Source organism: Terrimonas ginsenosidimutans (assembly GCF_022012415.1).
GTDB lineage: Bacteria > Bacteroidota > Bacteroidia > Chitinophagales > Chitinophagaceae > Terrimonas_A > Terrimonas_A ginsenosidimutans.
This window is the reverse complement of sequence record NZ_JAKLTR010000031.1, coordinates 1-13,928: the sequence shown is the minus strand read 5'-3', so window position 1 is coordinate 13,928 and position 13,928 is coordinate 1. Positions and strand designations below refer to the sequence as shown.

Genomic DNA, 13,928 nt, shown 5'->3' with positions numbered 1-13,928 from the left:
GGCAACGCCGCCTCATCAAAGAGATTACGAGACGATCAACTCAATAAATATTTCGAAATGAATATCTCCGAACTGAGTTTAAGACGACCCGTGCTTGCCATAGTGATGAATCTCATCATCATTGTGTTCGGCGTTATTGGTTTTAAATTCCTGGGCGTGCGCGATTATCCCGCCATCGATCCGCCCAATATCAGTGTACGTACTTCTTATGCTGGTGCGAATGCTGACATCATCGAAACACAGATCACCGAGCCGTTGGAAAAAGCGATCAACGGTATTGCCGGTATCAAGAACATGACCTCTTCCAGCAGCAATGGTACCAGCAATATCAACGTAGAGTTTGATCTTGGTATCAGTCTTGAAGCGGCTGCAAATGATGTTCGGGATAAAGTATCACAGGCTCAACGCTCCCTCCCCCCCGATCTCGAAGCCCCGCCGGTTGTAACAAAGGCTGATGCCAGCTCTGACCCGATCCTTTCCATGACGGTGCAAAGCACAACAAGAAACCCGCTGCAGATCACTGAATATGCTAATAACACCCTGGTTGAACGCCTCCAGACCATTCCTGGTGTAAGCGCCATCCAGATCTGGGGTGAAAAGCGTTATGCCATGCGGATCTGGATCGATCCATCAAAACTCACCGCATTCGGTCTTACCCCCGGTGATGTGGCTGCTGCGCTGGCGAGAGAAAACGTTGAACTTCCTTCCGGAAAGATCGCCGGTGACGCAACTGAACTGACGGTAAGAACTTTCGGCCGCTTGAATACAGAAGAAGAATTTGGCAATGTGATCATCAAGAATTTGAATGGAGCTGATGTACACGTTAAGGATATCGCGGAAGTTGTCCTTGGCCCTGAAAATGAAGAGAACGCACTTCGCGAAAGCCGCATTCCTATGATCGCACTGGCGGTGATACCGCAGCCCGGCGCCAACTATGTGGAGATCTCTGATGAATTCTACAAACGCCTCGAACAGATCAAAAAAGATATCCCTGATGATATCTCTGTAAATATTGCACTTGATCAGACCCGTTTCATCAAACGTTCGATCTTGGAGGTTGAAGAAACACTTCTTATCGCGGTTGTTCTCGTGGTGATCATCATTTACCTGTTCTTCCGCGACTGGCTGATCGCATTAAGACCTCTGATAGATATCCCTGTTTCATTGATCGGCGCATTTTTTATCATGTACATCATGGGATATACGATCAACGTATTGTCATTGCTTGCAATCGTACTGGCAACTGGTCTCGTGGTGGATGACGGTATCGTTGTAACAGAGAACATCTATAAAAAGATGGAGAAAGGGATGGGCAAATGGCAGGCAGCCATGGAGGGTTCTAAAGAGATCTACTTTGCTGTTATCGCAACGTCGATCACTCTTGCCGTTGTGTTTCTTCCTATCTTATTTCTTCAGGGTTTTGTAGGAAGCCTGTTCCGCGAATTTGCGATCGTGGTTGCCGGTGCCGTACTGATCTCTGCATTCGTATCACTCACGCTTACTCCGGTGCTGAACGTTAAGCTGAGCAAGAAAAACGTACACAAGCACTCGTGGTTCTATACAAAAACAGAACCTTTCTTCCAGTGGATGGAAAACTCTTATCAGAGAGCGCTGACAGCATTCATGAAAGTAAGATGGGTTTCTTTCATCCTCATCCTGGGGTGTATTGCGATCATATTTTTTATAGGCCGAAATCTTCAATCTGAACTTGCCCCAATGGAAGACCGTAGCCAGTTCCGCCTCAGCCTTACGGCTCCTGAAGGAACTTCCTATGATGCGATGGACAAGTATGTTGACCGTGTATCCAACCTTATGCTGGATTCCATTCCTGAAAAACAGATCGTGTTGTCTATTACGGCAGGTGGGTTCTCCGGAGGTAACGTGAACAGCGGCAGTGTGCGGGTTACATTGGTGGATCCGAAGGACAGAACACGTTCACAGGAAGAGATCGTGAATATGGTCAATAAGAACCTCCCCCGCTTCAATGAAGGACGAGCATTCGCCAACCAGGAACAGACCATTCAGCAGAACCGCCGCGGAGGTTCGCCGGTTCAGTTCGTATTACAGAATAACAATTTCGAAAAGTTGACAGCTGTTCTTCCAAAATTCCTGGAAGAAGCAAATAAGAGCAAAGTATTGCAGCAGGTTGATATAGACCTGAAATTCAATAAACCTGAATTAAGGGTTTCAATCGATCGCCTCAAAGCAAGTGAACTCGGTGTAAGCGTGAGTGATATCTCGGAAACATTGCAACTGGCATACAGTAACCGCAGGCTGGGATATTTCAACAAAGATGGAAAACAGTACCAGGTGATGGGACAGGTAGACCGTGGTGATCGTGACGATCCCGATGATCTGAAAAGCCTCTTCGTTCGCAATACCCGTGGAGAGATGATCTCGATGGACAACCTCGTTACAGTGGAAGAAGCAAATACACCGCCTTCTATTTTCCACTTCAACCGGTATAAATCAGCAACGGTTTCTGCTGCGCTGCAACCTGGTCATACCATCGGAGATGGTGTAGATGAAATGAACAGGATCGCCGCTTCATTACTCGATGACACCTTCTCCACGGCACTGACCGGATCGTCCCGCGACTATGCCGAGAGCAGCAGCAATACGCTTTTCGCCTTTGGCCTGGCAGTTGGACTGATATTGCTTATCCTGGCTGCACAATTTGAAAGCTTCATCGATCCGCTCATCATTATCCTTACGGTACCAATGGCGATCGCCGGTGCGGCCTTATCATTATGGATGTTTGGTCATACCATCAATATATTCTCTCAGATCGGGGCGATCATGCTGATCGGGCTGGTTACCAAGAACGGGATCCTGATCGTGGAATTCGCCAACCAGAACCGCATGAAAGGAATGGGCAAACAGGAAGCTGCAGTCTATTCATCGGTTCAGCGTCTCCGTCCGATCTTAATGACCAGCCTCGCCATGGCACTTGGTGCATTGCCGATCGCGCTTTCGCTTGGTGCAGCGGCAACCAGCCGTATCCCACTGGGTATTGTGATCGTTGGAGGTATTATGTTCTCCCTCCTGCTCACTCTGTTCGTTCTTCCGGCCATGTACACGTATATGTCAACATCGAAGAAGATCAGCGAAATGGAAAAGCTGTACCCTGAGCATAAGGACGAGGTAACACCGGTTAATGAACAACATGCTGAGCCCGTATAAAAAATCAACAATGAAGAGAGTTCCGCTTGTATTATTTACTTTTTTACTGACGGCTGTTTCGGCAGTGCGGGCGCAACAAATGCTGACGCTTGAAGAAGCTATCGCCACTGCATTGCAGAACAACTATGATATCCAGTTATCGAAAAATGATTCGATGGTGGCCGCACTCGATTATTCCTATCGCAACATGGTGTTCTTTCCAACGCTGAACGGCGTTGCCACCACCACCTGGAACAATAACAACCAACGCCAGACACTGGCTGACGGTTCCAAAAGAGAGCAGGACGGAATCCGCTCACACAACTCACAGGCATCCGTTCAATTGCAATGGGTGTTGTTCGATGGATTCAAAATGTTTGCCACACGCGAACGTGGCGAACAACTGATCGGACTTGGTGCGCTGACCGTAAGAAACCAGGTGGTAAATACCGTTGCCGATGTAGTAACTACTTATTACAATGTGGTAAGGCAAAAACAACAACTGAGGGCTGTTGAAGAACAGATCGCATTGAATGAAGAGCGGGTCAAGCTGTCCCAATATAAACTTGATATCGGAACCGGTGCTAAGCCGGACCTCCTGCAAAGTAAAGTGGACCTGAATGCACAACGTTCTGCGAAGCTGGCTCAACTGGCACTGATCGATCAGTTGAAAGATCAGCTGAATCAGTCGATGAACACCAAACTCGGAACAATGTTCGAGGTTGCAGATTCTATCCCCCTCAACACAGGTTTAGGGCTGGGGGATATCCAGCTGGAGATCGAAAAAAGTAACCCTGCATTGCTGATCGCACAAAAGAATATTGATATCGCCCAGCTTCAATTGAAAGAGCGGAAAGCAGAGCGATGGCCGGTGATTTCTCTTAATTCGGCCTATAACTATAGTAGAACAGATAACAAAACGGTGATCAACCCTTTCTCTACCCTGTTCAACCAATCAAACGGATTGAACTATGGCTTCTCTGCCCAGATCCCGATCTTCAATGGCTTGAATGCAAGGAGACTGATCAGGCAGGCTCAATTGAATGTTAACTATCTTCAGACAAGCTATGCCAACCAGCGTGCCCTGACTGATCTGAGTGTGGTGAATGCGTTCCGTGTTTATGAGCAGAATAAAAAGACATTGGATATCGAGGAGGAGAATATCAAGCTGGCAAGAGAGAACGTGGATATCGTATTCCAGGTGTACAAACTTGGAGCAGCCACACTCGTTCAATTGCGTGAAGCACAGAATAGCCTGGAAGATGCAAACAACCGGCTGATCGCTGCGAGATATGCCACCAAGCTTTCCGAGACAGAATTGCTGCGTCTCAAAGGCGAGATCATTAAATAGATCCTTTCGGCGTCGCAGGAGCATCGAAGGCCGCTAAGTAAACGCGAAGGGCACAGAGAATAAATCTTTGCGCCCTTCGCGTTTATACTTTGCGGCCGCTGCGCTACTCCCGGGCCTGACGCACTTATTTACCACTCTTTAAAGTATACTTTTACTATTTTCGTACCTGCAAATTTTAAACAATCAGCATGAATCCTCAAGTTGGAATTATTATGGGCAGCGACAGTGATCTTACTGTAATGCAGCCTGCAGCAGATATATTGAAACACTTTGGCATTGCATTCGAACTCACTGTTGTGTCTGCTCACAGAACGCCGTTGCGTATGGTTGAATATGCCACAAAAGCAAAAGATCGTGGTTTGAAAGTGATCATTGCCGGTGCCGGTGGTGCCGCGCATCTCCCGGGTATGGTGGCCTCCATTACACCGCTGCCCGTGATCGGTGTACCCGTCAAATCATCCAATTCCATCGATGGTTGGGATTCTGTCTTATCTATCCTGCAGATGCCGAATGGAGTGCCGGTGGCGACTGTTGCGTTGAATGCAGCGAAGAATGCGGGCTTACTGGCGGCACAGATCATCGGCACAGCGGATGAAGCGATCAGCAAAAAGATGACAGCCTATAAGGCTGAGATGGATAAGGAAGTGCTGGGGAAAGTGGAGAAGCTGAAGAGCAGCGGATGGGAAAATCAATTTGATCAATAATTATACTGACAGGCGCATGGAGTATTACAAGGGCAATACTCCATACGCCTGCTGATCAGGAAAGATTCACCACTACGAACTCCTGCTCCAGCCCAAGTGAATGCTCATACAATTTGTGTATAAACGTCTTCCCGAACTTTGCATAGAAATAGCTGACATTATCAATTCTTTCCTGCAAACCATCGCCGGGAAATAATGTCTTCCTGATCGCCTGGATCTGTCCTTTCTGATCACTGAATTTTCTCTTCTCCGCCCTCAGCATTTTTTTCTCCAGCGTTTTCAGTTTCTGCATGGCTTTCTGACGCAAAGCCTGCACATGTTTTTCCAGCGTTCCATCAATTGCCGCGGCTTGCTGAAGAATGGAATCGTACAGCGCATTGGTTTGCGCAAATGTCTCTTCCAGTTGAAGCTGGTTTACGGTATCTCTTTTCACCAGTTTATTCATCAGCACTTCTTCTTTGGAGAAAGTTTCTTCTATGGAAAAACCAAGCTTATTGATCTTGTCCTGCCATTTCTTTTCGATCACCAAAAATGAATTCCTGAGGATCAGTGCCGGAAAAGGAACTTTATAATGAACGAACAGTTCTTTCAGCTCAAGCCAGTACGCCAGTTCTCCACCTCCACCGATAAAGGCAATATCCGGCAGGATCGTCTCCTGGTAAATGCCGCGAAGGATCACGTTCGGACTGAAGCGGTCAGCATGCCATTGAAGCTCGGCCAGCATTTGTTCCTGTGGAAACTCCATGGTCGTATTCAGGACAGTGTATGCTTTTCCGTGGAATTCAATCCGCTCACGCAGATCATCCTTCAGATAGAACAGGTTGATCTCCCGTGGATGCGCCTGCGTTTTATAACCGGCGGCCTGGATGGCTTCAGCTGTTTTTCCAACAATGCCTGAAGCTGTCTGATGCAGCAGGTCATCTTCAAATACCGGGATCAGTTGTTTTTTTAGCGCTGTATTATCCGGTAGTAAAACAATTAGTCCGTATTCGGCGAATAGGGCGTTTACAAAACTGAACGTCGCATGCTGGATCGTATCTCCGCTACGGTAATGCTGGCGGATCAGCTGAATGATCTCTTTACCGTATGTCTCAACCGACAACTGACCCTCCATCCGGTCGATCAGTTTCAGCAGGGCTGTGTCGATCTTCATCCGGCCAACAGCTCCTTTTTGCGGAGTGTCCCAGACAAGCTTCACGCCATCCACATGAAGATGGTTCAGCTCTGCAAGATCCGCATCTTCCGATCCTATATAATAAACAGGAACGAAATTGTATTGCGGTAACTCCTTTTTCAGATCAGCAGAGAGCCTGATCGCATGAAGGATCTTGTAAATGAAATATAAGGGACCGGTGAAAATATTATTCTGGTGTGCTGTGGTGATAGTGAATGTATCAGGCGAAAGCAATGCCTGTATATTATCCAGCACCTGCTTGCTGCGGGTGACCGTTGCGTATTGTTTTTCCAGTTCATCCACCAAAAGTCTTCTGTTGGTCGGAAATTGCTGACGTGCAATGATAGCCTGTTTGATACCATCAAGCGTGGGTGCATGCTCAAAGAACGGGGCCAATGCAGGTTCCTGCGCAATATAATCGGTCGCTATTTTGGAAAATACCCCGGTTTGGGCGTAAGATAGACGGGTAGATGTACAGTCCATATAGGTGTAAAAATAAAAAGAGTAAAAGCTATCCGGGTAAATTTAACATTACTTTACTTCGTAAGCCGTGATCGTGTTGGTGAAAAAACCGGGCACATACAGCAGGTTTGTTTCCTTATCAAACCAAATGTCCGCAGTGTTGCGTTTCTGTTCGCGACTGTCTTCGAGCAATTCTTTACGGCCATCTTTATGAATATACCAGATAGATCCCTGCCAGATAGAAACGATAAAGTCATCTCCGAAGGCAGTTAACCCATCAGTATTTCCATTAGTGATGCCGTTTGCCAGAAGGGTCATTGTTTTATCCTTTTCGACCCGGTAAAGGCCATCGCCATTCACTGCATAAAATACGCCGTTGTGAAGAAGCACGCCATTCGGACCTTTGAGGCTATCCAGGAAAACAGAAGCTTGTTCATTTTCCACTTTGAAGATCCGTTTTCCTTTTGAGTCGGAAACGAAGATAATTCCGGAAGGGTCGATTGCAAGGTCATTCAGTCCGACCGCATCTTTAACCAGGATCTTTTTCTCCAGTTTGCCGGATGCAATATCGATCTTAATGATATGCTCAAAGTCTGCCACATACAGTTTACCGCCATACATCCCCATACCCTTTGGAGCATCCATACCGGTCACCCATTCCACATCGATGATCTTTCCGTCGCGGGTCATGCGGCCTACAGAGCCTTTACCGTCACGCCCCCAGGAGTCCTTGCCATCTACATTGGAGACATAGAACACCTGGTTCTTCGCATCCCAAAGAATTGACTCGGGAACTTTGAACAGGGTATCTGTTTCCCATTTCTTTACCAGTTTGTGTTGGGCGTGAATGGAAAAAATGGTGAATATGGAGAAGGCGAGCAGCCAGACTATCTTCTTCATGCGTTAATTGTAAAATTAGGTAACAGCGGAAAGATAGAATGGTTGACATTAATTATCAACAGGAAGTGGAATTTCAATTGTTGCCGGGTGGCCTCCTTAAAATATAGCTGGCGTGGGATTATCGCAAAGGGCGCAAAGGTCCCGCTAAGGACGCAGAGAACTACTTACAAGGTGAATTCTTTGCGTTCTTAGCGGGACCTTGGCGCCCTTTGCGATACTTACTTAAAACCTGTCCGGGCGGAAGGCCTCCACCGGTATGATCGTCTTCTTATGCCCCACCAGCTCTGTCACGATCTGACCCGTTCCGGTTGCCGCGCTGACGCCCAACATGGCATGTCCACCTGCATAGATCAGGTTCTGGAACTTTCCATGACGCCCGATATACGGCATTCCATCGGGGCTTACCGGCCTGTAGCCAAACCAGGCTTTTTCCGGATCCGGTGCTGTGATCTGCATCGAAGGATAGTATTTTTTGAAAGCGTCATAAATGGCCGTAACGCGTTTGGGAAGGATCCGGTCATTATGCCCGCTCATTTCCATGGTGCCGCCAATTCGGAGCCAGTCACCGATCGGAGTAGTCGCCACGCGGTCGTCTACCAGGATCGACGGGTGAAGCAGGTTCGCTTTTAGATGATCATATTCCATGCTGTATCCCTTGCCCGGCTGCATCAGCATGCGGATCCCCAGCAATTTCGAGATCGGGCCGAACCAGGAGCCGTTGGCGATCACCAGTTCATCCACATCAAGGTCAGCTTTATCAGTCAACACTTTCGTTACGCGGTCGCCCTGCTTTTCAAAACCGGTCACGTTAGTCTTCAACCAAAATTTCACACCATTGGCCTTAAGTACTTCATATAAAGCGCGCATGAGTTGTGCAGGATCTACATGAGAGTCGTCAGCATACAAAACACCTCCGGCTACATTTACCTCCACTGTCGTCTCCATTTCCTGTACCTGCTGGGCAGTGCAGGCGATCGTTTTCAAACCAAGTGATGTCGCCTGATCAGCGAGATGCTTTTCATGATCGCCGGTCTTTTCATTTTTGTACAACATCCAGCAACCCTTTTCCTGGAATTCAAATGCGCCGCCCATTTCAAGGTGCATTTCTTTAGTGAGCCGGCGACTGAGTTGAAGCAGGTTATTAAGATGCGGGATGCTTGCGTTCATTTTTTTTGCAGTAGCAGATCTCCAGAATGCCAGGCCCCAACGCACCAGATCCGCATCAAGCCTTGGCTGAATATAGAACGGTGATGAAGAACTCATCATCCATTTGAATCCCTGCGAGATCATTCCTGGCGTTGCCAGCGGAACAAAGTGCGATGGCGAAATATATCCCATGTTACCAAAGGAACATCCATCTGTAATGTCATTACGCTCTATGATCGTAACATCATATCCCTGTTTTCTCAAGTAATAAGCACTGCACAGGCCGATCACACCGCCACCGATTATTGTTATGTTCATTGTCTGTTGTTGAAGTTCTCCGCGTGAGAGACGAGGGCCGATCAGTGTCTCTTAGCGGCAAAGGCATTAATAAAAAATTGCTATAGTTATTTTAGTAGAGAAACTCCCGTCTATAATAAATCTGTTTTTCGGCCAACGGTCATCGGTCATCTTCTTTCTAGATCACCTGAAATCCGTGCGCATATGGATCATCATCAGTATCGATCCAGATCTGGTTATAGCCATAAATTCTTGCCCAACCTTCCACGCTTGGACGGATGGCCGGTTTGCCGGCAACCGTTGTCTCTTCTTCGATCCGTCCGGTGAATTTGCTGCCGATAATACTTTCGTGAATAAATGACTGACCAGGCTTCAGCAACCCTTTTGCATACCATTGCGCCATTCTCGCACTTGTTCCTGTTCCGCATGGCGAACGGTCAATTGCTTTGTCGCCATAGAACACCGCATTCCTGGCCGTACTGGTCGGATCAAGCACATCGCCCGTCCACAGAATATGCGAACAGCCGCGGATGGTATCATTTTCCGGATGGATGAACTCGTAGGCCTCATTTATATTATCCCTCAATTCTCTCGCCCATGCAATCAACTGACCTGCAGAGTAATGCTGCAATCCTTTAAAATTCTTCTGGACATCAACAATGGCATAAAAATTACCACCATAAGATACGTCTACAACTAATTCACCAAGATCAGGACATTGAACGGTCAACCCGGTTGAATGAAGAAAGGATGCGACATTTGTAAGCTTCACTGATTTCACTTTCCCTGCTTCTTCCCGATATTCGATCATTACCAGACCAGCGGGAGCTTCCATCCGGATGATCCCGGGTGTTTTCGGCTTGATCAATCCTTCTTCCACGGCAATAGTGATAGTGCCGATAGTGCCATGACCGCACATCGGCAGACATCCGCTCGTTTCGATGAACAATACGGCAACATCATTCGCAGGATCATGAGGCGGATAAAGAATGCTTCCACTCATCATGTCGTGGCCGCGGGGTTCGAACATAAGCCCCGTGCGGATCCAGTCATAGTTCTTTAAAAAATGCTGGCGTTTCTCACTCATATTGTCGCCCGACAATTCCGGACCACCCTTTCTGACAAGGCGAACTGGGTTTCCACAAGTGTGAGCATCAACGCAGTCGAAAGTATGTTTCATATTTTAATCCTGATGATCAGAATTGATCCTGATCAGTTGTGTTTTAAAGTTTGAACGTTCAGCGGTTTAAAAGTTGCCCTCAAAAGCATTTGAGAAAACTTTCGGACAACTCCTCTGAACCGGCCTGTAACGAACTGAACGCTTAAAATTACGGGAACGGAATAAAGGTCAGAAAGAGAAGAACGGGAAACTTTAAAAGTGGTTAAGATGTTGGGAATTAAAGTTAAAAAATGATGGACGCGAATGCGCACGAATGGCCGCGAATGGGCACGAATGGACGCGAAGGAACACGAATGGGCGCGAAGGACACGAATGGCCGTGAAGGAGCGGATGGGGATATGTATCAATTGTCGGAAACCCATTCGTGTTCCTTCGCGGCCATTCGTGCCCATTCGCGGCTATTCTTGCCCATTCGCGTACTTTTGAAATAAGATTGCCTGATTATGGAAACCTACGGAAAGATACTCCTGATCGCCATGCCCGCTTTTTTGCTGCTGGTGCTTTTCGAAAAGTGGTATGGGTGGCGGAAGAAAAATGAAACTGTTCAAACCATGGACATGTTGTCCAGCCTTGCAAGTGGTGTCACCAATGTGACCAAAGATGTTCTGGGGCTGGCACTCGTGCTGATCTCTTATCCATGGCTGGTCGACCACCTGGCGCTAACCCAGCTTTCTTCCTCGATCCTTGTTTATATCGTTGCTTTTCTGGCACTCGATCTCGCGGGGTACTGGGTTCACCGGATCCAGCATATCAGCAACTTTTTCTGGAATGGTCATATCATTCACCACAGCAGCGAGGAATTCAACCTGGCCTGCGCCCTGCGTCAAAGCATCTCCTCGATCGTCAGGATCTTCGTGATCTTCCTGCTGCCTGCCGCTTTGCTTGGCGTACCCCGGCAGGTGATCGAAGTAGTAGCACCGCTTCACCTGTTTGCCCAGTTCTGGTACCATACCCAGCATATCAACAAAATGGGCTGGCTGGAAAAAGTCATCGTAACACCTTCTCATCACCGAGTACATCATGCCATCAACCCGGAGTATCTTGATAAGAACTATGGTCAGATCTTTATCTTCTGGGACAAATGGTTTGGCAGCTACCAGGAAGAACTGCCGGATATAAAGCCGGTTTATGGCATCACCCGCCCGGCCCGGACCTGGAATCCGATCAGGATCAATTTCCAGCACGTGTGGCTGATGATGAAGGATACCTGGAGAACCAGCAGCTGGAAAGAAAAATTCAGGCTGTGGATCGAATCCACGGGTTACCGCCCTCCTGACGTGATCGAACGCTACCCTGTTTATAAGATCGGGAATGTATATGACTTCGAAAAATATAATACCGTAACTACGCCGGGGTTCAAAGCCTGGTGCTGGATCCAGGTGCTCGCGATCCTGTTCTTTGTAAGTTTCCTCTTTGGCAATATTGCAATGATCAATAAGCTTGACACTAACTACATCTTCTGGTATGGCGGGTTTATCTTCCTGAGTGTGTATGCGCTTACCGACCTGATGGACGGGAATCTGTCTGCGATTGCATGGGAAATAGTTAGAAGTGCCCTGGGTATTGGCTTTTTAGTGGTGCAGGATGATTGGTTTGGTGTGTCTTCGTTCCTGCCAATGGCGAAGTACATTCTGGGGGCTTACTTCTTATGTTCTGTTGCCGTCACTATCTGGTGGGCGTTATTTTTCAGAAAACGTCCTGTTGAACGAATGGCGTAGAAGTATCGCAGAGTAGGCTAAGAACCGCAGAGGGCGCAAAGGAAATTACCCTCTTTGCGCCCTCTGCGGTTCTTAGCCATATGATACAAAGCCGATTTATACCGCCCCTTCACTCCTCTTATCATTCACTATCCTTGAGATCTGCAGCGGATTCCCATTCTGTAATTCAGGAGGCAGCAGGTTATCCGGCCAGTTCTGGAACGCGATCGGTCTTGCAAAACGTTTAATGCCATCCGCTCCCACGGAGGTAAAACGACTGTCTGTTGTAGAAGGGAATGGCCCCCCGTGTTGCATAGACAAACAAACCTCTACGCCGGTTGGTACTCCATTCAGGATAAATCTTCCGCAGATATTTTTCACCTCCTCAACGAGAAGATCATTTTCCAGTATATCTTTCTCTGTCGCCATCAATGTCGCCGTGAGCTGACCTTCCAAATGTTTTGTCACTGCCAGCATTTCTTCCAGGTCAGTGCATTTGACCACCAGTGAATATGGTCCGAATACTTCCTGGTGCAGGATGGGATTTGCAATAAATACCGCTGCTGGTACGGTTGCAATAGTTGGCGCGCCTTCATCAAGCTGCGGGTCTTTTGAAGATACAGCAACCGTATCCACCTGTTCCTGAGAGATCGCATTTGCCCTGCGCTCCACATAGTTCTTGAAGATACCTGTATTCAACATGGTCGCCGGCGGAACTTTTGTGATCTCTTCTGATAATGTATCGATAAAAATTTTCAGATCGTTATTATCAATACCGATGATCAATCCGGGATTTGTACAGAACTGTCCAACGCCAAGTGTGATCGACCCTGAATAAGAACGCGCTACTTCCGCTGCGGATTCTTTTAATTTACCAGGTAATAGAAACACCGGGTTGATGCTGCTCATTTCTGCAAACACCGGAATAGGTTGCCTGCGTTGATTAGCCCAGTCGAACAATTGCTTTCCGCCCGCATAAGAACCCGTAAATCCAACGGCTCTTGTATGTGTATGTTCAACCAGCGCCTTCCCTACCTCAAAGGAAGCGCCATGCAGATGAATGAATACACCGGCGGGAAGTCCGCAGGTCGCCGCTGCTTTATGAATTGCACCTGCAACCATTTCACTTGTACGCGCATGCGCGGGGTGAGCTTTCACAATTACCGGGCATCCTGCGGCAAATGCGCAGGCCGTATCACCACCGGCAGTAGAATAGGCAAAGGGGAAATTCGCAGCGCCAAATACCACCACAGGTCCAAGTCCTACCAGCATCTTGCGGATATCTGGCTTGGCCGGAATTTTAGTGGGCACTGCTGTATCGATCCTTGCCTCGAGCCAGTCGCCGCGCTCGCACGCATCTGCGTAGCTTGTCAGTTGGAACATTGTCCTTGCCCGTTCCCCTCTGAGTCTTACTTCGGGCAAATGAGTTTCCTCCCCGGCCACCTGTATCAATTCATCACCTGTCGCTTCCAGTTCTTTCGCTATTTCGCGCATGAAAGCGGCGCGTTGATGTAATGATAGTTTACGATAAACATGAAAAGCCTCCCATGCGGATTGCATGGCTGATTCTATTTCCGGTAAAGTTGCATCCTGGAACATGATCTGTAATATTTAGATTTTCTTCAAAATGTGTTCGTGCTGGCCTGTTGCTATTTTCGTTGCGGATGACTGTCAAAATCCGTTCCTTTTCATTAGCGATGCAGCATTTGGTACAATGATGCTGAATATTGTTTGTGCGGGATAAAGATAGGCGTTTAATTAGCTGAAGGATAGGCAGGTTAAGATTAGATAATGAATGGGCAAATTTTGGTTTGAGGTTGGAGTGATGCCGGGGATGCCGGGCGGGCAAGGGCGC

Annotated in this window: 10 protein-coding genes; 4 read left to right on the top strand and 6 right to left on the bottom strand. The window is 47.7% G+C overall.

What is annotated here, in order from left to right:
- The first annotated feature begins 57 nt into the window (after positions 1 to 57).
- From LZZ85_RS27335 to purE, 3 genes are all read left to right on the top strand, one after another.
- Entirely contained in the window at positions 58 to 3,183 is a 3,126-nt protein-coding gene (locus LZZ85_RS27335) for an efflux RND transporter permease subunit (RefSeq protein WP_237877127.1), read from the top strand.
- 10 nt (positions 3,184 to 3,193) lie between these two features.
- Entirely contained in the window at positions 3,194 to 4,513 is a 1,320-nt protein-coding gene (locus tag LZZ85_RS27330) for a TolC family protein (protein WP_237877125.1), read from the top strand.
- A gap of 188 nt (positions 4,514 to 4,701) precedes the next feature.
- Positions 4,702 to 5,217: a 5-(carboxyamino)imidazole ribonucleotide mutase gene (gene purE / locus LZZ85_RS27325; RefSeq protein WP_237877123.1), complete on the top strand. Its 516-nt coding sequence runs from the start codon at positions 4,702 to 4,704 to the stop codon at positions 5,215 to 5,217.
- 55 nt (positions 5,218 to 5,272) lie between these two features.
- On the opposite strand, the gene bshC is transcribed toward purE, so the two are convergent.
- The 4 genes from bshC to LZZ85_RS27305 all read right to left on the bottom strand — a co-directional run bounded on the left by bshC (position 5,273) and on the right by LZZ85_RS27305 (position 10,376).
- Entirely contained in the window at positions 5,273 to 6,874 is a 1,602-nt protein-coding gene (gene bshC / locus LZZ85_RS27320) for a bacillithiol biosynthesis cysteine-adding enzyme BshC (RefSeq protein WP_237877120.1), read from the bottom strand.
- 48 nt (positions 6,875 to 6,922) lie between these two features.
- The gene (locus LZZ85_RS27315) at positions 6,923 to 7,753 is read right to left on the bottom strand and encodes an SMP-30/gluconolactonase/LRE family protein (RefSeq protein ID WP_237877118.1); all 831 of its coding nucleotides are present in this window, start codon (positions 7,751 to 7,753) and stop codon (positions 6,923 to 6,925) included.
- 222 nt (positions 7,754 to 7,975) lie between these two features.
- Positions 7,976 to 9,259, bottom strand: a complete 1,284-nt coding sequence (locus tag LZZ85_RS27310) for an NAD(P)/FAD-dependent oxidoreductase (RefSeq protein ID WP_349291756.1) — start codon at positions 9,257 to 9,259, stop codon at positions 7,976 to 7,978.
- Between the two features lie 115 nt (positions 9,260 to 9,374).
- Entirely contained in the window at positions 9,375 to 10,376 is a 1,002-nt protein-coding gene (locus LZZ85_RS27305; RefSeq protein WP_237877114.1) for a 4-hydroxyproline epimerase, read from the bottom strand.
- A 443-nt stretch (positions 10,377 to 10,819) separates the two neighbouring features.
- Between LZZ85_RS27305 and LZZ85_RS27300 the strand changes: the two genes are divergently transcribed.
- Entirely contained in the window at positions 10,820 to 12,094 is a 1,275-nt protein-coding gene (locus LZZ85_RS27300) for a sterol desaturase family protein (protein WP_237877113.1), read from the top strand.
- A gap of 96 nt (positions 12,095 to 12,190) precedes the next feature.
- Here the strand turns inward: LZZ85_RS27300 and LZZ85_RS27295 are convergent, their stop codons facing one another.
- Entirely contained in the window at positions 12,191 to 13,633 is a 1,443-nt protein-coding gene (locus LZZ85_RS27295) for an aldehyde dehydrogenase (NADP(+)) (protein ID WP_237877165.1), read from the bottom strand.
- Positions 13,596 to 13,928: hypothetical protein (locus LZZ85_RS27290; protein ID WP_237877167.1), on the bottom strand; the 333-nt coding region annotated here is incomplete at its 5' end. The genes LZZ85_RS27290 and LZZ85_RS27295, both read right to left, overlap by 38 nt.

Excerpts from the sequence above, each read along its gene's own strand:
- purE (WP_237877123.1), top strand. The coding sequence starts at position 4,702 with ATGAATCCTCAAGTTGGAATTATTATGGGCAGCGACAGTGATCTTACT.
- LZZ85_RS27330 (WP_237877125.1), top strand. The coding sequence starts at position 3,194 with ATGAAGAGAGTTCCGCTTGTATTATTTACTTTTTTACTGACGGCTGTT.
- bshC (WP_237877120.1), bottom strand. The coding sequence starts at position 6,874 with ATGGACTGTACATCTACCCGTCTATCTTACGCCCAAACCGGGGTATTT.
- LZZ85_RS27295 (WP_237877165.1), bottom strand. The coding sequence starts at position 13,633 with ATGCAATCCGCATGGGAGGCTTTTCATGTTTATCGTAAACTATCATTA.
- LZZ85_RS27335 (WP_237877127.1), top strand. The coding sequence starts at position 58 with ATGAATATCTCCGAACTGAGTTTAAGACGACCCGTGCTTGCCATAGTG.
- LZZ85_RS27305 (WP_237877114.1), bottom strand. The coding sequence starts at position 10,376 with ATGAAACATACTTTCGACTGCGTTGATGCTCACACTTGTGGAAACCCA.
- LZZ85_RS27300 (WP_237877113.1), top strand. The coding sequence starts at position 10,820 with ATGGAAACCTACGGAAAGATACTCCTGATCGCCATGCCCGCTTTTTTG.
- LZZ85_RS27315 (WP_237877118.1), bottom strand. The coding sequence starts at position 7,753 with ATGAAGAAGATAGTCTGGCTGCTCGCCTTCTCCATATTCACCATTTTT.